General features: G+C 70.3%; 18 protein-coding genes and 1 pseudogene. 6 read left to right on the forward strand and 13 right to left on the reverse strand.

The genetic code is table 11. The annotated features are described in order from the left end of the window. Positions 1-151: 151 nt before the first annotated feature. Complete coding sequence (locus tag JOC24_RS14125; RefSeq protein ID WP_205020592.1) at positions 152-1645, reverse strand: DNA-binding protein NsdB; 1494 nt, start codon at positions 1643-1645, stop codon at positions 152-154. Positions 1646-1876: 231 nt separating this feature from the next. On the opposite strand from JOC24_RS14125, the gene JOC24_RS14130 reads away from it, so the two are divergent. Continuing rightward, complete coding sequence (locus JOC24_RS14130) at positions 1877-3013, forward strand: aminoglycoside phosphotransferase family protein (RefSeq protein ID WP_205020593.1); 1137 nt, start codon at positions 1877-1879, stop codon at positions 3011-3013. A 92-nt stretch (positions 3014-3105) separates the two neighbouring features. Here the strand turns inward: JOC24_RS14130 and JOC24_RS14135 are convergent, their stop codons facing one another. Beyond that, entirely contained in the window at positions 3106-4434 is a 1329-nt protein-coding gene (locus JOC24_RS14135) for an N-acetylmuramoyl-L-alanine amidase (protein WP_205020594.1), read from the reverse strand. Positions 4435-4672: 238 nt separating this feature from the next. Here JOC24_RS14135 and JOC24_RS14140 point away from each other — a divergent pair, with 238 nt between their 5' ends. Continuing rightward, on the forward strand, positions 4673-6937 hold the full coding sequence (locus JOC24_RS14140; protein WP_205020595.1) for a terpene synthase family protein: 2265 nt from the start codon (positions 4673-4675) through the stop codon (positions 6935-6937). Here JOC24_RS14140 and JOC24_RS14145 read toward each other — a convergent pair. Together JOC24_RS14145 and JOC24_RS14150 are read right to left on the reverse strand one after the other, a co-directional pair. Continuing rightward, entirely contained in the window at positions 6876-7376 is a 501-nt protein-coding gene (locus JOC24_RS14145) for a hypothetical protein (RefSeq protein WP_205020596.1), read from the reverse strand. The genes JOC24_RS14140 and JOC24_RS14145 overlap by 62 nt on opposite strands. A 47-nt stretch (positions 7377-7423) precedes the next feature. Further along, positions 7424-7825, reverse strand: coding sequence for an ACT domain-containing protein (locus tag JOC24_RS14150; protein WP_205020597.1), 402 nt, complete (start codon positions 7823-7825; stop codon positions 7424-7426). Between the two features lie 145 nt (positions 7826-7970). On the opposite strand from JOC24_RS14150, the gene JOC24_RS14155 reads away from it, so the two are divergent. Then, the gene (locus JOC24_RS14155; protein ID WP_239580444.1) at positions 7971-9056 is read left to right on the forward strand and encodes a right-handed parallel beta-helix repeat-containing protein; all 1086 of its coding nucleotides are present in this window, start codon (positions 7971-7973) and stop codon (positions 9054-9056) included. Between the two features lie 43 nt (positions 9057-9099). Continuing rightward, positions 9100-10185 carry a methyltransferase gene (locus tag JOC24_RS14160; RefSeq protein ID WP_205020598.1) on the forward strand — a complete coding sequence of 362 codons (1086 nt, stop codon included), beginning with the start codon at positions 9100-9102 and terminating at the stop codon, positions 10183-10185. Between the two features lie 72 nt (positions 10186-10257). Here the strand turns inward: JOC24_RS14160 and JOC24_RS14165 are convergent, their stop codons facing one another. The 7 genes from JOC24_RS14165 to JOC24_RS14195 form a co-directional block, all read right to left on the reverse strand. After that, entirely contained in the window at positions 10258-10590 is a 333-nt protein-coding gene (locus JOC24_RS14165) for a TcmI family type II polyketide cyclase (RefSeq protein ID WP_205020599.1), read from the reverse strand. Positions 10591-10609: 19 nt separating this feature from the next. Continuing rightward, a complete protein-coding gene (locus JOC24_RS14170; RefSeq protein ID WP_014158010.1) occupies positions 10610-11089 on the reverse strand; it encodes an SRPBCC family protein in 480 nt (159 codons plus the stop codon). A 1-nt stretch (position 11090) separates the two neighbouring features. After that, positions 11091-11348 (reverse strand): acyl carrier protein, encoded by a 258-nt coding sequence (locus JOC24_RS14175; RefSeq protein WP_205020600.1) that lies wholly within the window; start codon positions 11346-11348, stop codon positions 11091-11093. Positions 11349-11364: 16 nt separating this feature from the next. Continuing rightward, positions 11365-12615, reverse strand: coding sequence for a ketosynthase chain-length factor (locus JOC24_RS14180; protein WP_205020601.1), 1251 nt, complete (start codon positions 12613-12615; stop codon positions 11365-11367). After that, complete coding sequence (locus JOC24_RS14185) at positions 12612-13883, reverse strand: beta-ketoacyl-[acyl-carrier-protein] synthase family protein (protein WP_205020602.1); 1272 nt, start codon at positions 13881-13883, stop codon at positions 12612-12614. Before JOC24_RS14185 ends, JOC24_RS14180 begins: the two co-directional genes overlap by 4 nt. Beyond that, positions 13880-14323 (reverse strand): cupin domain-containing protein, encoded by a 444-nt coding sequence (locus JOC24_RS14190; RefSeq protein ID WP_205020603.1) that lies wholly within the window; start codon positions 14321-14323, stop codon positions 13880-13882. The genes JOC24_RS14185 and JOC24_RS14190 overlap by 4 nt, the downstream gene beginning before the upstream one ends. 70 nt (positions 14324-14393) lie before the next feature. After that, complete coding sequence (locus JOC24_RS14195) at positions 14394-15512, reverse strand: TcmI family type II polyketide cyclase (RefSeq protein ID WP_205020604.1); 1119 nt, start codon at positions 15510-15512, stop codon at positions 14394-14396. 273 nt (positions 15513-15785) lie between these two features. Between JOC24_RS14195 and JOC24_RS14200 the strand changes: the two genes are divergently transcribed. Next, positions 15786-17420 (forward strand): FAD-dependent oxidoreductase, encoded by a 1635-nt coding sequence (locus JOC24_RS14200; RefSeq protein ID WP_205020605.1) that lies wholly within the window; start codon positions 15786-15788, stop codon positions 17418-17420. 31 nt (positions 17421-17451) lie between these two features. Here JOC24_RS14200 and JOC24_RS14205 read toward each other — a convergent pair whose 3' ends face one another. Both JOC24_RS14205 and JOC24_RS14210 read right to left on the reverse strand, forming a co-directional pair. After that, positions 17452-18972 carry an alpha/beta fold hydrolase gene (locus JOC24_RS14205; protein WP_205020606.1) on the reverse strand — a complete coding sequence of 507 codons (1521 nt, stop codon included), beginning with the start codon at positions 18970-18972 and terminating at the stop codon, positions 17452-17454. Positions 18973-19028: 56 nt separating this feature from the next. Continuing rightward, a pseudogene (locus JOC24_RS14210) lies at positions 19029-19585 on the reverse strand (TetR/AcrR family transcriptional regulator). A gap of 259 nt (positions 19586-19844) precedes the next feature. On the opposite strand from JOC24_RS14210, the gene paaK reads away from it, so the two are divergent. Continuing rightward, a complete protein-coding gene (gene paaK / locus JOC24_RS14220) occupies positions 19845-21134 on the forward strand; it encodes a phenylacetate--CoA ligase PaaK (RefSeq protein ID WP_205020607.1) in 1290 nt (429 codons plus the stop codon). The last annotated feature ends 33 nt before the right edge of the window (positions 21135-21167 follow it).

Consider the following 21167-nt stretch of genomic DNA (forward strand, 5'->3'; position numbering starts at 1 on the left):
CCGGTCACCTCGTGGCGAGCCCCGGTGGCAACAGAGGGCCGACTGCTGCGTGGTCACATGCGGATCCGTGCCCGCTGGTGGCCTCTGACACCGCAGACCCAGGCGTCGGCGCCTGACCGAACTCGCCAAGGGTTCGTCGGTGGCCCACGGATCAGATCCGGGAGCCCTTGGCCTTCCTGCTCGACGTGCGTGGAGGCAGAGCGTTCTCGATCTCCTCGCGCAGGTCCTCGATCTTGGCGTAGCCCGCGAACTGTCCGGTGAGCCGGTACATCTCGCGCAGCCGGTCCCAGGTCCGGTGGGAGGAGGTCTCCCCCATCGACACCAGGGCGAGCCGCGCGTAGCGGTCCGCCTGCTCCGGGTCGTCGGCGATGAAGCACGCCGAGGCGAGTGAGATGTAGTCGAAGATCTTGGACCGCTGGCGGCCGTTCATACGCAGATCGAGTGCCCGCTTGGCGTGGCGCTGAGCGGTGGAGGCCGCACCCGGGTCGTGCTCGGCCAGCGTACGGAAAGCCAGAGCCTGCATACCGTGCATGTCCGCCTCGTCGAACATCTGCATCCAACTGGGCGGCGACACGTCTCCCTTGTCCGAGACGAAGAGATCCTCGGCCTCGCCGAGGGTGCGCCGCATGGCCTGCCCCCGCCCCATCGACGCCTGTGCCCAGGCCTCGATGGTGTGCAGCATCGCCCGGGTGCGCGGCAGGGTCTCCTCCCCGGAACCGGACTTGGCGAGCTTCATCAGGTCAAGGGCCTCGTCCGGCCGGCCCAGGTGGACCATCTGGCGGGCCGCGCGCGAGAGCGCCTCCCCCGCACGTGGACGGTCGCCGCCCTCACGTGCTGCATGGGCGGCGATCACGAAGTACTTCTGGGCGGTGGGCTCGAGGCCGACGTCGTGGGACATCCAACCGGCGAGAACCGCGAGGTTGGCGGCGACGCCCCAGAGACGGCGCTGCAGATGATCGGGGTGGTGGTAGGCGAGCATGCCGCCCACTTCGTTGAGCTGGCCCACTACGGCCTTGCGCTGGAGCCCGCCGCCTCTGGAGGCGTCCCAGGCCCGGAACACCTCGACCGAGCGCTCGAGGGCCTCGATCTCCTCGGACCCGACGGGGGCGGCCTCGTAGAGGTCGAAGCCGGCATTGTCGGCGTACAGGGGGTCGTTGAGGCGGGGGCCCCGGGCCGGAGCGGGCTCGGAGTGCAGCCAGTCGTGCATGGCGCCGGTGAGAGCTGAGCCGGCGGCGAGCGCGGTGCCCGCGCCCACCAAGCCGCGTCGGTTGAGCATGAGGTCCATTCCCGTGAATTCGGTGAGGACCGCTGCCGTCCGCTCGGGCGCCCACGGCAAACCGTCGGGATTGTCTTCCGTCCCGGCTTTTCGCCGCTTCCCCACACGCCCGCGTCGGCCGAACCCGAGGTCCTCGATGGTCACGACACGGCCGAGCCGCTCGGTGAACAGAGCTGCCAGCACCTCGGGCACCGGGTCGCGGGGGGACTCCCCCATGTCGATCCAGCGCCGGACCCGCGAGGTGTCGGTGGCCAGTTGGAGGTGGCCCATGGCCGCCGCCTGCCTGTTCACCATTCTCGCGAGTTCGCCCTTGGACCAGCCGGCCAGGCCGAACAGGTCCGATAGACGGGTGTTGGGTTCTCCGGTCACTTCAAGCCCCCAGGTTCTCGGCTGACTTGACCCTAGCCCCCGGGCGGATGCCGGGCGAATATTCGCCAGGGTTCGCCAGGGGGCGCCAGATGTTGTGCCACCCGCGCGCCGGTGTCAGGTAGGAAAGCGCCACCCCGCCCGGCAGCCCTAGGTACTCCCCAGGGTGCCGAACGGCCGCCGGCCGGGGCGGCGCACGCAACTTGTCGGCGCACGAAGGGATCTGTCTCGCTCATGTACACAGCATCGTCCTCCGTGTCCGCCCCGCCCCGGCCGCTTCGCCCCGTGGGGGCCGGCGGCGGGCCGTATCTCGCCCCCCGCGCAGCGTCACCGGCGTCCGCCACGGGTCGGGCCCGGCGGGCAGCGGGGCCGGGCACCCAACCCCTCAGCGGAAGACTGGACCTGTCCGGCCCACAGGGCGCGCAGCTGCGGATGGCCATCGCCTCGGTCCACCGCATCTGTCCGGAGTTCAACCCGGTCCAGGTGCTGCGTCGCAGCGGACGCTCCGTGCTCATCGTGGGCACCACGGGCCGCGCGACCGCGGTGGCCAAGTGTTTACTCGATCACTCCCCCGCGTGGACGGAGCGGTTCAGGCACGAAATAGCGGCATACCGGGCCTTCGTCAGGCACCGCCCACCTGTCCGGGCCCCGCGTCTCATCGCCGCGGACCCGGAGAACTGCACCCTGGTGATCGAGCGGATGCCCGGCCGCGTCGCGGCGCTGACGAGGCATCCGGCGGAGGCGCCGCCCCGTGCGGACCTGAGGGCCGTTCTCGGAGCGGTCAGCCGGGTCAACGCGTGGCGGCCACCGGCCGGTCTGTTCGACGCGCCGCTGGACTACGCCTCCCGCATCGCCCGCTATCACGAGTTGGGTCTTTTCACCGATCGCGATCTGGGGGACCTCCAGAAACTCCTGCACGGTCTGTCCCATGCCGGCGGCCGTCAGGGCATGGGGCAGTTCTGTCATGGCGACGCTCTGCTCTCGAACATCCTGCTGCCGCCCACCGGCCCGGTGCTGGTCGACTGGGAGCACGCGGGCTGGTATCTGCCGGGATACGACCTGGCGACACTCTGGGCCGTGCTCGGTGACGCACCGGCCGCGCGGCGCCAGATCAGTCAGCTGGCGCAGGCGGCGGGCGCCGCTGCCCGCGACGCCTTCCTGGTCAACCTCATGATCGTGCTGACCCGGGAGATCCGCACGTACGAGACGGCTGTCCAGCGTGCCATGCGCGAGGGCGCGCCGGCCGGGGGCGGCCAGGCCCGGCAGGGGGTGCTGTCCTCAGGCGAGGAACAGCGACTGCTGCTGCGCCGTCTGCACGACGACTGCGCGATGGCCCGGCGGGCCGTGCGCGCGGCGGTGGGCACACGCTGACCCGGCCGGAGCTGACTGCCTGACGAACGGGGTGGGTGCGCTGCGGGACCGGTGCCGACACATGGGTCCCGCAGCGCGCTGTCAGCTCGTCATCAGCGGGCTCGCACGATGTCGACGTCGGAAGCCTTCACGAAGCCGATCCGGTGGCCGATCTGGACGGTCACGTACTTCTGGGTTCCGCGGAAGTACGTGTGGTCGTACGGTTTCGAGGCGTCGATCGTCGGTGCGTAGTAGTAGCCCGTGGGCGCCTCGCCGCCACCGGGGAACGCCTGCCCCGCCTTGATGGTGTAGACGAGCGGACTGCCCACGGTCGGTTTGACGAAGTCCGTGGGGTACTCGGCCTTCTCCGGGTAGGCGACGCCGTAGACCGGCACGTCCGTCCTGCCTGCCCTCGGCCGCACGACATGACCGGATGTGGGGCTGACGACCCGGGTCCCGGCCGGGGTGCGGAACCACGCCTTGTCCCCGTACCACCAGATAGCCGTCCAGCCGGGCGCCCTGTCCGCAACGACGGCCTGCTGGGTGGCACTGATCTTGCTGCCCCAGTCGGCGGCGCAGTTCGTTCCCGGCGTACCGTCCGGGTGCAGCCCCGGGTCGGAGAAGAGCGGCGAGTCCGCTGACGGCCCTGTGTGCAGAGGGACCGCGCTGCTGCCCTGCCGGGGCAGGTCGACGTTTTTCTCGCAGTCGCGGAATTCCTGCTGGTTCTTGGTGAAGTCCGCGCTGACGGTGACCAGTTCGCTGTTCCGGGGTGCGCTCGGCACCGTGGGCCTGCCGAGCAACGCCATGAAGCGGTTCCAGTCCCAGTAGGGGCCCGGGTCCCAGTGCATGTTCTTGGTGCCGGCCGCGCTGGTCGGCGGGACGCCGTCATGACCGATGATGTGCTGCCGGTCGAGCGGGATGTCGTACTTCGCCGCCAGGTGCCGCACCAGCCGTGCGGTCGAGCGGTACATCTCGGGGGTGTACCACTTGGCTCCCTCGGCCGCGACACCCTCCTGCTCGATCCCGATGGAGTGGGTGTTGAGGTACCAGTTGCCCGCCTGCCAGGCGACGTCCTTGTTCTTCACCATCTGCGTGACGTGGCCGTCGGACGAACGCACCACGTAGTGGGCGGAACTCTGGTTGGCCGGGTTCTGGAAGATCTTCAGGGTGGTCTCGTAGTCGACCTCGGTGTCGTGCAGGACGATGAACTTGACGGCGTTGCTGTCGGGCCGGTTCGCCGTGTCGTAGTTCCCGTAGGTCTCCTTGTCCGCCGGATCACCGGTCTGCTGGTAGGCGGCGGGGATCCAGTCGCAGTCCAGGCCGCGCGGGCAATCCGGTCGTACGGTGTCCGCGCCGGCCGCTGCCGGGGAGAGGAGCGCCACGCTCAGCGCCCCCGCCGTGGTGAGTGCGAGCGCGAGTCTGGTCCTCTGCTTCGGCGTCATGACAACCCTTCGGGCCGGGCGGTGGCGGAGCGGGCCCCCGCAGGTGCCCGCGTTCGTTTGTCGGCGCACACTCTGAGGCGCAAGGTGTTGATGAGTCAAGAGTGCAGTGTGCAACCAGACCTGAGCTTGTACGACTATTTCGGGCTGTGCGTGCCCCGGATGGCCGAGGGGTAGTGCTGGCGCCGACAGGACCGTCCGCGTGTACCGCGCGGAGCTCTTCGAAAGGCCGGACGCACCCATGGCACAGCCCTTCACCTTGCCGGACTTCTACGTTCCCTACCCGGCGCGGCTCAACGCGCACCTGGAGGCGGCCCGGAGCCACACCCGGGAGTGGGCACGCGGAATGGGGATGCTGGAGGGCTCGGGGGTCTGGGAGGAGAAGGACCTCGAGGCCCACGACTACGCACTGCTCTGCGCGTACACCCATCCCGACTGCTCGGCCGAGGCGTTGTCCCTCGTCACCGACTGGTATGTGTGGGTCTTCTTCTTCGACGACCACTTCCTGGAGCTCTTCAAGCGCACGCGGGACCGCGAGGGCGGCAAGCGGTATCTGGACCGGCTGCCCGCCTTCATGCCGATGGAGCGCGGCGCGGCCACGCCCGAACCCGTGAATCCCGTGGAGGCGGGGCTCGCCGACCTCTGGGCCAGGACCGTACCGAGTATGTCGGACGCCTGGCGGGCCAGGTTCGCCGAGGCGACGGAGAACCTCCTCAACGAATCCCTGTGGGAACTGGCGAACATCGACGAGGGTCGCATCGCGAACCCCGTCGAGTACATCGAGATGCGGCGCAAGGTGGGCGGAGCTCCGTGGTCGGCGGGGCTGGTGGAGTACGCGGCCGACGCGGAGGTGCCCGCCTCGGTTGCCGGCGCGCGCGCGTTGCGGGTGCTGAGCGACGCGTTCTCCGACGGCGTGCATCTGCGCAACGACCTGTTCTCCTACCAGCGTGAGGTGGAGGAGGAGGGCGAGAACAGCAACGGTGTGCTGGTTCTCGAGAGGTTCCTGGGCTGCTCGACCCAGGAGGCGGCCGAGACGGTCAACGACCTGCTGACGTCGCGCCTGCAGCAGTTCGAGAACACCGCCCTCACCGAACTCGGGCCGCTGTGCGCGGAGAAGGGGCTGAGTGCGGACGAGACGGTGGCCGTCCTCGCGTACGTGAAGGGACTGCAGGACTGGCAGTCCGGCGGCCATGAGTGGCACATGCGCTCCAGCCGTTACATGAACGGCGGCGGTGCGGGAGAGAGCGCGCCCGGTTTCGGCATGGCCGCGGCCTCGCTGCGCCTCACCCCGCGGTCCGAGTCCCTGCGGCTGCGCAGCCACACCCACGTTCCCTACCGGCATGTCGGCCCGTCCCTTCTGCCGGACTTCGACATGCCGTTCAGCACGACGCTGAGCCCGCACCTGGACGGTGCGCGTGTGCGGATCGTGGAGTGGTCGCACCGGATGGGGCTGCTGGAGGCGCAGCCGGGCGTGCCGGGTTCGCACATCTGGGACGAGGATCGGCTCGTCGCGACGGATCTGCCGCTGTGCGCGGCCGGGTTGCACCCCGATGCGACCCCGGACGAGCTCGATCTGTCCTCGGGCTGGCTGACCTGGGGAACCTACGGTGACGACTGGTTCCCGGTGGTGCACGGCCGGACGCGTGATCTGGCCGGGGCCCGGCTGGCCAACGAGCGGCTGTCGCTGTTCATGCCGCTCGACGGATCATCCGCGCCCGAGCCCGTCAACGCCTTGGAACGCGGGCTGTCCGACCTCTGGCGGCGTACGGCCGGCCCGATGGACGAGGGCGCGCGCCGTACGTTCCGGGAAGCGGTGGAGTCGATGACCGCGAGCTGGTTGTGGGAGCTGGCGAACCAGGCGCAGAACCGGATTCCCGATCCGGTGGACTACGTGGAGATGCGCCGGGCCACGTTCGGTTCGGACCTGACGATGAGCCTGTGCCGGCTGGGTCACGGCAGGAAGGTGCCGGACGCGGTCTACCGCAGCGGCCCGATGCGTTCCCTGGAGAACGCGGCCGCCGACTACGCGTGCCTGCTGAACGACGTGTTCTCGTACCAGAAGGAGATCGAGTACGAGGGTGAGGTGCACAACGGCGTCCTGGTCGTGCAGAACTTCTTCGGGGTCGACTATCCGACGGGGGTCGCGATCGTGGACGACCTGATGAAGTCGCGGATGCGCCAGTTCCAGCACGTCGCCGAGCGGGAACTCCCGGTGTTGTACGACGACTTCGACCTGGACGCCGAGGCCAGGGAGATCCTGGCGGGTTACGTCGTGGAGCTCCAGCACTGGATGGCGGGCATCCTGATCTGGCACCGGGACTGCCGGCGCTACCGTGAGGAGGATCTGCGGCGTGGCAGCGGCACCCCGTGGCACATCAGCGGTCCGACGGGGTTCGGGACCTCGGCGGCGCGGGTGACCCGGCCACTGGCGGCGCAGGTACGTTTCAGCCCTGCTGGAACAGCTCCGCGGGAAGGGGCTTCAGCAGGGCGTACAGGTCGTCCGTGATCGGCCTGTCCCAGCTGGCGATGGTGACGAGCACTCCGTCGCTCCGGTCGAACTGGACGCAGGAGATCCGGCTCTCGGAGAGCTTGATCCGGCGCACGATCAGCAGGCTGTCGCCCTGCATGACGGGCACGTCCTCGGTGCCGGTCACCTCGATCGGCTCGTCGTTCTCGAGCGCGAGAAGGAGCTGCGCGACCTCGAAGGGGACCTGGCCCTCCTCGGTGTCGCGGGCCGGTGATCCCTCCGGCAGATTGCCGATGATCATCGCGGGACCGCGGCCGCCGAACAGGTCGTAGCGCAGGAACACGCCCTGGCAGCTCCCGTCGGGGGCGGGCAGCAGACCTGCGCCGAGGTTGCCGGGCCAGTCCCCCGGGTCCATGGCCAGGACGTCGAAGTCCGGGCCCGCGGGTGTGGCGGCGCTACGGCGGCGGAGGAAGGACATGGGGGCAATGGTACGTGTCCCGGCTCACGTCGCGGAGCCGGGCACTGCTACCCCGACTCCGCGGCCAACGCTCCGAGCACCCGGACCGCCTCTGCCGCGCGCTCGTACGGCACGAACAGGTGGTCGTGGTGGAACCCGGCGACCACGTTGCAGCTGATCCCCGCGTCGGTGAGTGCCAGGGCGACCGCCGCGGTCAGCCCGACGGCGTCCAGTGCCGAATGCACACGGAGGGTGATCCAGCCGGCTGTGAAGTGGTACTCCAGCCCCGACGCCACGGCGTGCGCCTCGGGGACCACGAGGGTCAGCCCTTCCTGCTCGGAGACGGTGACCACCGGGGTGACACCGCTGGGGACCTGGTCGCCGGGCAGGGTGGTGTAGACGTAGCGGCCGGGCTTCAGCTCCGGCCGCATGCCGTGCAGCAGTGTTCGAAGATCGCGCTCACCCGTCATGCGGCCACGCTACGGCCACACGGACGCAGCCGCACGGAGGGCGGATGCGACGGGGCGCGGGCGCGAGTAAGCCATTCAGGCACGCCATGTATCCATACGCTCACCTTGCGTGGCACCGGCGGTTGATCGCCCATAGCTTCGGCATATGAGAAGAAGACACATGAAATGCCTGGCGGGCGTCACTCTCGCCACGGCCACCACCCTGGGCCTCGCGGCCGTTCCCTCCCTCGCGTCCGGACACAGTGATCTTGTGGTGCACCCCGGTGAGTCGATCCAACGCGCGGTCGACGCGGCGCGGCCCGGCGACACCGTCCGCGTCCTGGCCGGCACGTACCGCGAGAGCGTCCTGATCACCAAGCCCGGACTGACCCTGCGCGGGACGGGCGGGCGGACGGTGATCGCGCCGGCGGCCGCGAAGGGCGCCAAGGCCGCCAACGCCTGTGCCACGGGCGGGAACGGCCTCTGCGTCATCGGGAAGAAGGGCCGGACGGTCGACGACGTCCGCATCCGCTCACTTACCGTCTCCGGCTTCGGCAAGAGCGGCATCTGGGCGTCCTGGACCGACGGTCTCTCCGTCCGCGGGGTCTCCACCCTCAAGAACGGCACCTGGGGCATCGCGCAGGAACGTTCCACCCGGGGCGACTTCCGGCACAACACCGCTACCGGCAACGGTGACGCGGGCATCTTCGTCGCCAACTCGGTCAGCGAGGAGGGCGGGGCGACCGACACGGGCGGGACCCTGATCGTGGACAACTCCGTGCGCGGGAACCGCATCGGCGTCACCGCCCGCCGGGTCAGGAACCTCGTGATCGACGGCAACACCCTGACCGGCAACTGCAGCGGCGTGTTCGTCGTGGGTGACGAGTCCAAGCCGGCGGCCGGGGCGATGACGATCAGCGGCAACCGGATCGTCAGGAACAACAAGTTCTGTCCGGCGACCCCGCGCCTGTCCGCGATCCAGGGATCCGGCATCGTCCTCACCGGCAGCGAGGCCACGAACGTGCATTCCAACATCATCCGGGGCAACGTGGGCTCCACGCCGCTCTCCGGCGGAATCCTGCTGTTCAAGAGCTTCGTGGGTGCGCTGAACACCGACAACACCATCAGCGACAACCTCGTGCGCGGCAACAAGCCGGCCGACCTCGCCAACCGCGACACCTCCGGCACCGGCAACACCTTCGTCAGCAACACCTGCGGGACGTCCGTCCCGGCCGGGATGTGTGCCGGATGACGGCTCACCGCCGCACAAGTCGCACGAGGAGAAACGAGACGGTATGACGACCGTGAGCCCCACCCCCGACACCACCCCCGCCACACCCCCTCTCACCACACCTCAGGTTTCCGCCGGCCAGAACCCGCCTCCGTCCATGCGGCTCCGGGAACTCGCGTTCGGGGCGGCCTGCGCCGCGGCCGTGCGCGCGGCGGCCAGGCTGGGCGTCGCCGACGCGCTGGGCGAGGCACCGGCATCGGCCGCGGAACTCGCACTGGTCGTGGACGCCGAACCGGCACCCCTGCGACGGCTGCTGCGCGCACTGTGCTGCTACGGGATCTTCAGCGAGGCGGCCGACGGGAAGTTCGTGCACACGGACATGTCCCGGCTGCTGCGTGAGGACGACCCGAACAGCCTGAAGTACATCGCCCTGTGGTGCACGGAACCCTGGACCTGGGACGTCTGGCCGCACCTCGACGACGCGGTGCGCTCCGGCTCGAGCGTCTTCCCGGGGACCTTCGGCAAGGGCTTCTTCGAGTACCTCCACCAGGACGCGGGCGAGTCCGCGCAGGTGTTCAACCGGGCCATGACCACCTCCAGCGTGCAGTCCGCGCAGGACGTGGCCGACCTCCTGGACCTCACCGGGGTGTCCTCGGTCGCCGACATCGGCGGCGGTCAGGGACATGTTCTGGCGAGTCTGCTCGAGAAGCACCCCTCGGTGCACGGAACCCTCCTGGACCTGCCGGGCGTCGTGGCCCGCGCGGACGCCCGGCTGCGAGAAGGCGGCCGGCTCGCCGACCGGGTCCGGATCGTGCCCGGGGACTGCCGTGAGGACATCCCGTTCGAGGTGGATCTGTACATCATCAAGAACATCCTCGAATGGGACGACGAGAGCACCCGCCGGACCCTCGCCAATGTCGTCGCCGCGGCCCGGCCCGGCGCCCGAGTGGTGATCATCGAGAATCTGGTGGACGACACCCCCTCGATGAGGTTCACCACCGCCATGGACCTGCTGCTCCTGCTCAACGTCGGGGGCGCCAAGCACACCCGGGAGAGCCTGGTCGGGCGGATGTCCGACGCGGGTCTGCGGGTGGGCGAGATCCACCCCGTCAACGCGTACCTGCACGCCTTCGAGTGTGTCGTGCCGTAGCGCGGCCCCGGCGGACAGCGATCGCCCCGGGTCCGGCACTCAGGTGCCGGACCCGGGGCGATCGTCCGTGTGTCAGGCGGCGCCGTCGCTCTGCCAACGGTAGAACTGCTGCGCCATCGCGTCCTTGGGGCCGCGCCAGGTCTGCGGGTCGTAAGGGCTCACGAACGCGGTGAGCCGGTCGCTGATGGCCTTGAACTCCGGGTGCTCCGTCACCTTGGCGATCTCCGGGCCCGGAGGGCGGTCGGACTCGATCAGGTGGAGGTACACGTCGCCGAACTGGAACAGGGTGCGCCTGTTCACGCCGACGAGGTGCGGCAGGTCGGTGTCGTCGGAGGCCGCGAACAGCTTCGCGATGTCCGGCGCGGATTCGGGTGCCATCCGGGCGACGATCAGTGCGTGGTGCATCTGGCTGCCTTTCGGGGCATCAGTTGGCGGGGACCGAGGCGGAACGGCGTTCCCGGTCGCGCTGCTCGATCTTGTCGCGGATGAGCTCCAGCTGGACGCGTGAGTTGCGGTTGATGTTGTCGGTCATCCACGCGTCGTCGACCGGTGCGTCGGGGCGCATCGCGAAGTCCTGGCGCCAGTGCATCCGCGTGCCGCCCGGGACCTCCGAGTACTCCCACCGGATGTCCATGTGCTGGAACGGGCCGGGCTCGACGCGCCTGGCGCGCACGTTGCGGCCCTGGCGGTCCGTGGTGCGTTCCGAGACCCAGCTCCACACCTTGCCGTTGTCGTCGGGGTGCATGGTGAGTCGGAAGGTCGTCTTCTGGCCCTCCCGCTTCATGACCTCGACGGCCGCGTACTCGCTGAACAGCTGCGGCCAGTTCTCGAGGTCGTTCGTCATGTCCCAGACGAGGTCCAGGGGCGCGGCGATGGTGATCTCGTTCTCTGTGTGTCCGGACACGTCAGGCTCCTGTCACGAGGGTGTTGTTCACGAGGTCGAGGAACTCGCCGGGCGTCTTGCACCGGTCGGCGTCGACGGGCAGCGGGTGACCGTACCGGTTCTCGAGCGCGGCCACGATGCCGAGCAGACCGAGCGAGTCCAGGCCGTACTCGTCGAAGGCCGAGCCGGGACGGCTCGACATCTCCGACGGGTCGACCGTGAGACCGGCGCCGTTCTTCATCAGCGCGGCCAGTTCTTCGTACGTCAGCTGAGCGGTCATGAGGGACTACTCCTTCTCACAGCGAGGTGTCGGTGGGCTGCCGCAGCACCAGGGCCGAGTTCGAGCCCATCAGCCCGCGGCTCAGCACGAGCGCCGTGCGCAGTTCTGCGGCACGCGCGCGTCCGGTGACCACGTCGAGGTCGTGGCACACGTCGAAGACGTTGGGCGTCGGGGGGATCAGACCGTGTTCCATGGCGAGTACGGCCGCGGACGTGTCCAGCACGGGCGCTCCGCAGTAGGCGCGGCCGATACCGGTCTTGGGTGCCGTGACGGGTACGCGCCGCCCGTGCGCGCCGAGGGCGTCGGCGATCGCCAGGGCCTCGGCACGGTCCGCCGAGGGCACACCGAGTGCGTCCGCGAAGACCACGTCGATCTCCTCGGGTGCGCAGCCGGCTTCGCGCAGTGCGCCTTCGATCGCCCTGGCCAGCCCCGCACGGGATTCCTCCCACCGTGCGGCGCCGGTGAAGGTGGCGGCGTGCCCGGCCAGTTCGGCCCGGATCCTCGCGCCTCGGTCGCGGGCCGCCGTGTCCGCCTCCACCACCAGCATGGCGCCGCCCTCGGCCGGTACGAATCCGCAGGCGTCGGCGGTGAACGGCCGGTATGCGCGGGTGGGTTCGTCACTCAGGCTGAGGTCGTCGTAGCCGAGCTGGCAGACGACGGAGTACGGAGCGAGCGGCGCTTCGGCCGCACCGACGACGACGGCGTCGGTGCCTCCGCGGATGGAGCGCGCCGCGTGCATGAGCGCGTCCAGCCCGCCGGCCTCGTCGCTGGCGACGACGGCGCACGGCCCCTTGAAGCCGCCCCGGATCGAGATCTGGCCGGTGCTGGCAGCGTAGAACCAGGCGATGGACTGGTAGGGGCCGACGAAGCGGGAGCCCTGCCCCCAGAGCCGCTGCAGTTCTCGCTGGCCGAACTCACCGCCGCCGGATCCGGCGGCGGTGACCACGCCCACCTTGAACGGCGCGTCCTCGTAGTCGGCTCGCCCGAGCCGGGCGTCGTCGAGGGCGAGGTCGGCCGCCGCCATCGCGTAGTGCGTGAAGCGGTCGGTCTGGACGAGGTAGCGCTCCTCGATGAACGCCACCGGGTCGAAGTCCCTGACCTCGCCCGCGACCTTCAGCGGGAGGTTCTCGCAGCCCTCGCGGGACACCAGGTCGAGGACGCTGACGCCTTCCTGGGTCTGCTTCCAGAAAGCACCGGCGCCGGTCCCGTTGGGGGCTACGACGCCGATCCCCGTGATGACGGAGCGGCGGTGTGCCGGGGTGTTCATGGAGTTCTCCCGCCTGATCGGGTCATGGCGACGGCGGACTGGAACCCACCGAAGCCGCTGCCGACCGAGAGCACGCTGCGCAGCTTGAGGGGCCGCGCGGTGCGGGGTACGTAGTCGAGGTCGCACTCGGGGTCGGCGGTCTCGTAGTTGGCCGTGGGCGGCACCGTCTGGTGCTTGAGGGCCAGGACGCACGCGGCGATCTCGATCGCTCCGATGGCGCCGAGGGAGTGGCCGACCATCGACTTGATCGAGCTCATGGGCACCTTGTAGGCGTGCGCGCCCAGGGCCCGTTTCACGGCCGCCGTCTCGTGCCTGTCGTTCTGCTTGGTGCCGGAACCGTGCGCGTTGACGTAGTCGACCTGCGATCCGTCGAGCCGGGCGTGCGCGAGGGCGGTGTTGATGGCCTCGGCCATCTCCAGTCCCTCGGTGGTCAGCCCGGTCATGTGGTAGGCGTTGCCGAAGGTGGCGTAGCCCGATATCTCGCAGTAGACGGTCGCGCCGCGGGCGCGGGCGTGCTCCAGGTCCTCGAGGATGAGGACGGCGCCGCCCTCGCCCATGACGAAACCGTCCCTGCGGGCGTCGAACGGCCTGGAGGCGTGTTCCGGGTCGTCGTTGTTCGCCGAGGTCGCCTTGATCGCGTCGAAGCAGGCCACCGTGATGGGGGTGATCGGCGTGTCGGACGCTCCGGCGACACAGATGTCGACCCGGCCCTCCTCGACGGAGTGGAAGGCGTACCCGATCGCGTCGAGGCCGGAGGTGCAGCCCGTCGAGACCGTCTGTACGGGCCCGTGGGCGCCGACCTCCTCCGCGACCGCGGAGGCGAGGGTACTGGGAGCGAAGGCCCGCTCGAGGTGGGCTCCCGCCGGCCGGGGGTCGACGTCCCAGCGCGCGCCGCTGCCGCTGACGGCGACGTAGTCGTGTTCCAGGCGGGTGGTACCGCCGACTGCGGTTCCGAGGGACACCCCGATGCGCCAGGGGTCCTCCTTCTCCAGGTCGAGTCCGGCGTCGCCCAGTGCCTCCCTGGCCGCCACGAGGGCGAACTGGATGTACCGGTCCGAGCGGGCGATCTGCTCGGCGTCCAGGCCGTGGGCGACGGGGTCGAAGTCGCACTCGGCGGCGATGCGCGAGCGGAACTCCGCCGGGTCGAACAGTGTGATGCCGCGTGTCGCCGTACGGCCGTTGGCGAGCAGGTCCCAGAACGCGGGGGCTCCGATGCCGCCGGGTGCGACGACGCCCACCCCGGTGACGGCCACGCGCCGCCGGGTCATGAGGCCGCCCCTGTTCGTTCTGGCGGGGCGTAGCCGTCACCGGGGTCCGCTGTCTCCGTGACCTCGGTGTCCACGTGGCCCAGTTCCGGGCGCGGGGCGAGCGGGCCGAGGTGGAAGACCATGCGCGCTTCCACGTCTCCGACGTTGCGGAAGCGGTGGCGGACGTGCGGCGGGATCAGCAGGCCCTGGTCGGGCCGCATGGCGTGCGTCTCGCCGTCCAGGTCCACTTCGAGGAGCCCGTCCACGACGTACACGAACTCTTCGGAGTACGGGTGGTAGTGCTCGCCGATTCGGTCACCGGGGTCGACGATGGCCAGCCCCATGAAGCCGCTGGTGGCACCCACCGCCGTGGGTGTGAGCAGGGCGCGCAGGTCGCCTCCGCGCCTGCGGTTGGGCTGAGTCTCGCTGAGGTCCACGATGCGAGGCCGGTGGGTGGTCATGGCTGGTCTCCTCCAGGCACTTCGTGCGGTGTGTCGGCAGTGCGGGGTGGGCCCGGTTGCCGGTGGCGCGTCAGGACTGGGTGGCCCGACGGTCGGTGATCAGGTTCATCTCGGCCTGCGCGAGGAAGCGCGCGGCCTCCTGGTCGGTCGTCGGCATGCCGTTCGCGCCGCCGTCCAGCAGCCGGCCGAGCATGGCCGCCTTGCGGTGGCCGCCGATGCCGAGTGCCTGCGTGGGGTGTGCGCCGAGCGGGCCGTTGACCTCGAGGAGCCGCACCACGATGTCGTCGCGCTGGAAGATGGTGCTGCTCTCGATGGGGCTCGACGCGTCGTTCGCCGCTTCCTCGTCCTGGCCGGCGAGCAGCCGGGCCAGTGCCATGCCGCAGCCTTCCTTGGCCTGGTAGAACAGCGAGTGCCGCCGGACGTCCTCGGGGGCGTGGCGTCCTGCCTTCACGTGGTGGACGGTCGGGAGCGCGGCCCGGGTGAAGAACATCCGGGCGGAGTCGGGATCGTCGAGGTCGCGGTCCTGCTCCAGGTAGGGGTTGATGGCCTCCTCGACGGCCCTGACCTCCGGCTGGCGGGAGACGTGGCGCAGTGCTGCCATGAGGTCGCCCTCCACCTCGACCGCTCGCACGACACGGTTTCCGTGCATGAAGAGCGAGGTGCGGCGCAGCCTGGTGTTCTCGTCGACGCGGGCCTGCGGTGAGTCGTAGTCGGCGAGGATCTTCGCGACCCTCTCCTCCGTTCCGGGCTTCACCGTGAAGGTGAGTGCGTGACGTACGACGCCGTCGCCGAGGCGCGGGCCGGACTGGAGACCGCCCTTGGCCTTGCCCGAGGTGCCCTCGAAGGCGACGCCGGTCTCCCGCAGGACGCTGAAGCGCAGGGAACGGGTGTCGCGTACGCAGCTGTGCAGCGGCTGCACCGTCGCCACGTGCTCCTCGCTGTTCACCCAGGCGAGGAACGGCGGCGCGCTCTCCCACTCGCTGGTGATGAGCCACTGCGAGGGGTTCTCGATGGACTGGCACAGCTGGTCACTGATGTGCCCGGGGATCGCGGCCACCTGGTTGCGCATGTGCTCGTACGCCTCGAGGAACTCGTTCTGGGCGCCGTCGTACAGGTCCATCATCAATATGACCCGGAGCCTCGAACCGTCGAAGGCGGACTGAGATATCCGTTCCGAGACGTTTGCCATCTTGCGCTCTCCTTCGAGACTGTGCGGTGGCCACATCCTGTGACCCCTCGTCATCCATCGGTTTCCGTGGAAGCGGCGCAGGCCCCTGCCCGCCGGTACGTGACGTCCGCCTCCTCGTCGCGAGCATCGCTCCCGCGACTGATCGTGGAACGCCGGTACGGGCGGCGCGAGATTTATGAACCGTTCAGGTGAGGCGTCGGCACAAGCCCGGCCGAAGCCCTCCCGCGAGGGCATGGACACTGCATCCGTCACGCGTCCGAGCTGGAGCAACTGATGAACGAGAACGTCGACCTCCGCGTACCGGTCCTCATCGTGGGCGGCTCCCTGGTGGGCCTGTCCGCCTCCCTCTTCCTGAGCCGGCTCGGGGTCCGTCACCTGCTCGTGGAGAAGCACAGCAGCACCTCGACCCACCCGCGAGGGCGCGGGAACAACGTCCGCACGATGGAGGTGTTCCGGACCGCGGGCGCGGAGCAGCTGATCCGGGATGCCGCATCGGTGCTGGCGGACAATCACGGCATCCTCCAGGCCGGGTCGCTCACCGGCGACGACCAGGAGTGGCTGTTCAAGGAGATCGACCCGGGCGGCGGGCTCGCCAGGTTCAGCCCCAGCGGCTGGTGCCTGTGCAGCCAGAACGACCTGGAACCGGTGCTCGTCTCCCATGCGCGGGCGCAGGGCAGCGAGCTGCGCTTCTCCACCGAGCTGCTCACGTTCGAGCAGGACGCGGAGGGGGTCACCGCCGTGGTGAAGGACCGGGCGACCGGGGAGCACACCACGGTGCGCGCCGACTACCTCGTCGCGGCCGACGGGCCCCGCAGCCCGGTCCGGGAGCAGTTGGGCATCGGCCGGACCGGTCCGGGCGACCTGTTCCACAACGTGAGCATCACGTTCCGCTCACGGCGGCTCGCCTCCGTGGTGGGTGACCGGCGCTTCATCGTCTGCTACCTGACGAACCCGGAGGCGGACGGGGCCCTGCTGCCCGTGGACAACGAGGAGCAGTGGGTGTTCCACGCACCGTGGCAGCCCGACCGGGGGGAGACCCTGGAGGACTTCACCGACGAGCGGTGCGCGGAGCACATCCGCAGGGCGGTCGGGGCGCCGGACCTGGACGTCGAGATCACGGGCAAGGCACCGTGGCACGCCGCCGAGCGGGTCGCCGAACGGTACGGTTCCGGACGGGTCTTCCTCGCCGGTGACTCGGCGCACGAGATGTCCCCCACCGGGGCCTTCGGCTCCAACACCGGCATCCAGGACGCGCACAACCTGGCGTGGAAGCTGGCCGCCGTGCTCGACGAGGCAGCGGGGCCGGGGCTTCTCGGGACGTACGAGGCGGAGCGGCTGCCGGTGGCCAGGGCGACGAGCGCGCGTGCGTCGGCCCGTTCCGGGGAGCACAGCCATCCGGGCTACGCCGGTTCGCCCGGGCCCGGCGGCGGCCGCAAGGGCGGCATGCTGACGGTCGCACTCGGTTACCGCTACGCACGGGGTGCCGTCCTGGGCGTCGACCCGGCCCTCCCGGTGGTGCCTGAGGGCATGGGTCTGACGGGTGAGCCCGGCACGCGGGCACCGCACATGTGGCTCGGCCGGGACGGCGGTCGCGTGTCGACCCTGGATCTCTACGAGAAGTCGTTCGTCCTGCTGTGCGATGCCAGGTATCCGGACTGGCGGGCGGCGGCTCAGCAGGTGGCGAAGCGATTGTCGGTCCCCCTGGAGGCCTTCGGTGTCGGCTCCTTCCCGGAGGCGGACCTGAAGACCGAGGACGGGGCCGACTGGGCGGCCTCCCACGGAACGTCCGCCGAGGGCGCCGTTCTGGTACGTCCCGACGGATTCGTGGCCTGGCGCTCCGAGACCGCCGCGGCGGACCCGGAGGCGACGCTGTACGAGGTCATGATGACTCTGCTCCACCGCGGCTGAGGCGGCGCGGCCGGCGGGCCCCACGGGCCCGTCAGCCGACGCCGAACGCCCTGAGGGCGGCGAGGAGCGCCTGCGGGTTGTCGGCGTGCACGAGGTGGCCGGCGTCGACGGAGACGAACCGCCCACCAGCTATCTGCCGTGCCGTCCAAGCCAGTTGCTCCTGGTCGACGTGGCTTCGCGACCCTCCGACGACGAGTGTCGGAGCGGTGATCTCGCCCAGGCCGTCCCGCCCGGCGGGGTCCGGGGCGTTCAGCTGGGCGTCGGTGGACGGGACCACCTGCCAGTCGTAGTCGCACTCTCCCGGCGGCCGCTCGGCCGGCGGGCGGGGCGGGTCGAGCGGGAGCAGGGCCGGTGCGTCCTCGATGACCAGTGTCCCGATCAGTGCCGGGTGTCTCCCGGCGAGCAGCAGCGCTGCGGCTCCGCCCATGGAGTGCCCGATCACGGTGGCCCCGGGCAGGTTGCGGGCCTCCAGGAAAGCGTGCAGGTCGTCACGGAAGAGTTCGAAGGAGTAGCGGCCCGGCCAGTCGCTGAGGCCGTGACCTCGGAAGTCGACGGCGTACACGCGGTGACGGACCGCGAGTTCCTCGGCGATCCCCGTCCAGTCCAGGCTGCTCCCGCCCCGCCCGTGTGCGAGGACGACGGGTGGTGCCGAGGGTTCCCCCCAGGTGCGGTACGCGAGCCGGATCCCGCCCGCCTGCACACTGCTGACGTCGGGGTCGAGGAAGGCGGTGACGGTGCGGGTGAAGGAACCGGGGTCGTCCATCCACGGAAAGTGGCCGGCGCCCCGCTGGACGACGAACTCCGCGTGCGGGAAGACCGCGGCCAGTTCGGCAGCGCGGTCGGGGCTGGGGCCGCCGTCGTACTCCCCCGCGAGGACGAGCACGGGCACCGGCAGCTCCCGCAGTGCGGCGACGATGGCCTCGGTGTCGAGGCCGTCCTCGGGGTAGTAGAACGACCCTGCCGAAGCGTTGCGCTGCGCGGGGGAATCCGCGGCATGCGCCTGGGCCGCCGCGTCCCAGCGCCCGTAGGCGAACGGCCGGACGCCGGCCCACGCCTCGGGCGTGGCCCGCCCGGCCCGGATCTCGTCCAGGGCGGCCCGTGCCTCGGCGTACCAGGGTTCGTGGGCACGCAGCTCGGCGGCTTCGCACCGGTCCTGGTCGGTGGCGGGCATGCCCAGGGTGCCCGTGCCGGGTGTGACGAGGGTGAGGGAACGCAGTCGCCGTGGATACCTCGCCGCGTACAGCGCCGCGAGTTCCCCGGCCGCGGAGTGACCCAGCACGTCGGCGCGTTCGAGGCCGAGGTGCTCGCGGAGTGCCTCGACGTCCTCGACGAGCCGGTCGATCCGGTAGGTCGACGGGTCGTGCGGGACGTCGGAGTCACCGGTGCCCCGGAGATCGAGCAGAACCAGCTGTCGCACCCTGGACAGACCGCCGAGGTCGCCGAAGTAGCGGGCGGCCCGCATGGGGCCACCGGGCAGGCAGATCAGCGGTTCACCCTCGCCGACCAGATGGTAGGCGAGTTCGGTTCCGTCGTACGTGCTGAAGATCGGCATGGCTGCCATGTAAACAGGGCCGGCGGCGCATTGCGATCGCGTACGCCCTCAGCGGATCAGGTGACGGGTGTGCCGGTCGGGAGCCGGGCGGCTGCTCGCCGGGCCTGACGTGCGGGCTCGGGTGTGCCTGACATGGCCGCGGTGACGATGGCGCCCTCGGCGAGCATGACGTACGCGAGGGCCGATCCCTCCGGTTTGCCCGCGGCCACGACCAGGCTGGTGGCATAGGCGCGGAAGGCGTCCTTGTGAAGGCGCGCGACACGGCGACGGAGGCGTCCGTCGCCCTCTGGTCCACCGAGCCTGTTGACGAAGGCACAGCCGCGGAAACCGGGCTCGGAGAACCATGTGGACAGCCTTCGAACACGGCGAGGACCCGGTCCCGCGGCGGTCCCGGGCAGTCGGCGACGTGGGCGGCCAGTCGTGTGCGCCACCAGGTGTCGCGGGCTTCGAGGCAGGCGCGGACCAATGCGGACTTGGAAGGGAAGAGCGCGTACAGCCGCTTGAGGGAGACTCCGGACGCGGCGCGGATCTCGTCCATACCGACCGGCTGGATGCCGGGGGCGTAGAACTCGTGCGGCAACGAGAACCGGGATTTCGACGACGACGGGCTCATGCGGGTACGGCACGCGTCGATCAACGACGTACCGATCGAGGATTCCGGCCGCCGCTTCCGCCGGGCGCTCGGACGACGGCCGGGCCATCACCCCGGCTCACCGAGCCGGGCCATCCCCCCGGGCTCACCGAGCCGGGCCTCTGAGCGGGAGTTGTCCACAGGGGAGCCTCCACCCCTTGCCAGAACCCCCTGCCTCCTGAATTACTGCTTCCAGGAGGCGACCGAATGGTCGGTCGCCCGTCGGCGAGGGGTGATCCGTATGACCGAGCTGCTTGACACCGGCGAGCGGCTCGGCCGCGGTGAGCTCGAGGCCCTGCAGCTGGAGCGGCTGCGGACGACGCTGCGGCACGCGTACGAGAACGTCGGCTTCTACCGTGCGGCCTTCGACAAGGCGGGACTGCGTCCGGAGGACTGCCGTACGCTCGCCGATCTCTCCCGGTTCCCGTTCACCGTCAAGGCCGACCTGCGAGACAACTACCCGTTCGGGATGTTCGCGGTCCCCGAGGACCGGGTGCGCAGGATCCACGCCTCCAGCGGCACGACCGGCCGGCCCACGGTCGTCGGGTACACCGAGCGCGACCTGGACACCTGGGCGGACGTGGTCGCCCGGTCCATCCGGGCGGCCGGTGGGCGCCCGGGCCACAAGGCACATGTGGCCTATGGCTACGGGCTGTTCACCGGAGGGCTGGGAGCCCATTATGGGGCGGAGCGCCTCGGCTGCACCGTCATTCCCGCGTCCGGGGGCATGACTGCGCGCCAGGTGCAGCTGATCCAGGACTTCAGGCCCGAGATCATCATGATCACGCCCTCGTACATGCTGACCCTCCTGGACGAATTCGAGCGTCAGGGCGTCGATCCCCGCACCACGTCGCTGAAGGTCGGCATCTTCGGCGCCGAGCCGTGGACCGAGCTGATGCGCCAGGAGATCGAGGAGCGGTTCGCCATCGACGCGGTCGACATATACGGACTGTCGGAGGTCATGGGCCCGGGTGTCGCCCAGGAATGCGTGGAGACGAAGGACGGGCTGCACATCTGGGAGGACCATTTCTACCCGGAGGTCGTCGACCCGTTCACCGGCGAGGTCCTGCCGGACGGGGAGGAGGGCGAGCTGGTCCTCACCTCGCTCACCAAGGAGGCCATGCCGGTGATCCGCTACCGGACCCGCGATCTGACGCGGCTGCTGCCCGGGACGGCCCGGGTGTTCCGGCGGATGGAGAAGGTCACCGGGCGCAGTGACGACATGGTGATCCTGCGCGGGGTGAATCTCTTCCCCACCCAGATCGAGGAGATCGTGCTGCGCACCCCGGGGGTGGCCCCGCACTTCCAGCTTCGGCTGACCCGCGAGGGGCGGATGGACGCGCTGACCGTACGGGCGGAGGCACGGGCCGGTGCGACGACCGCCGAGCGCGAGGCGGCCGGCCGGTCCATCGCGCAGGCGGTCAAGGACGGGGTCGGCCTGAGTGTCGGGGTGGAGATCGTCGATCCGGAGACGCTGGAGCGGTCGGTCGGCAAGATCAGGCGGATCGTGGACCTGAGAGAAGCCGGCTGAGGGAGTGCGGCTGAGCTGCCGTCAGGGGCACGG

The sequence above is a fragment of the Streptomyces sp. HB132 genome (assembly GCF_016909575.1).
Lineage (GTDB): Bacteria > Actinomycetota > Actinomycetes > Streptomycetales > Streptomycetaceae > Streptomyces.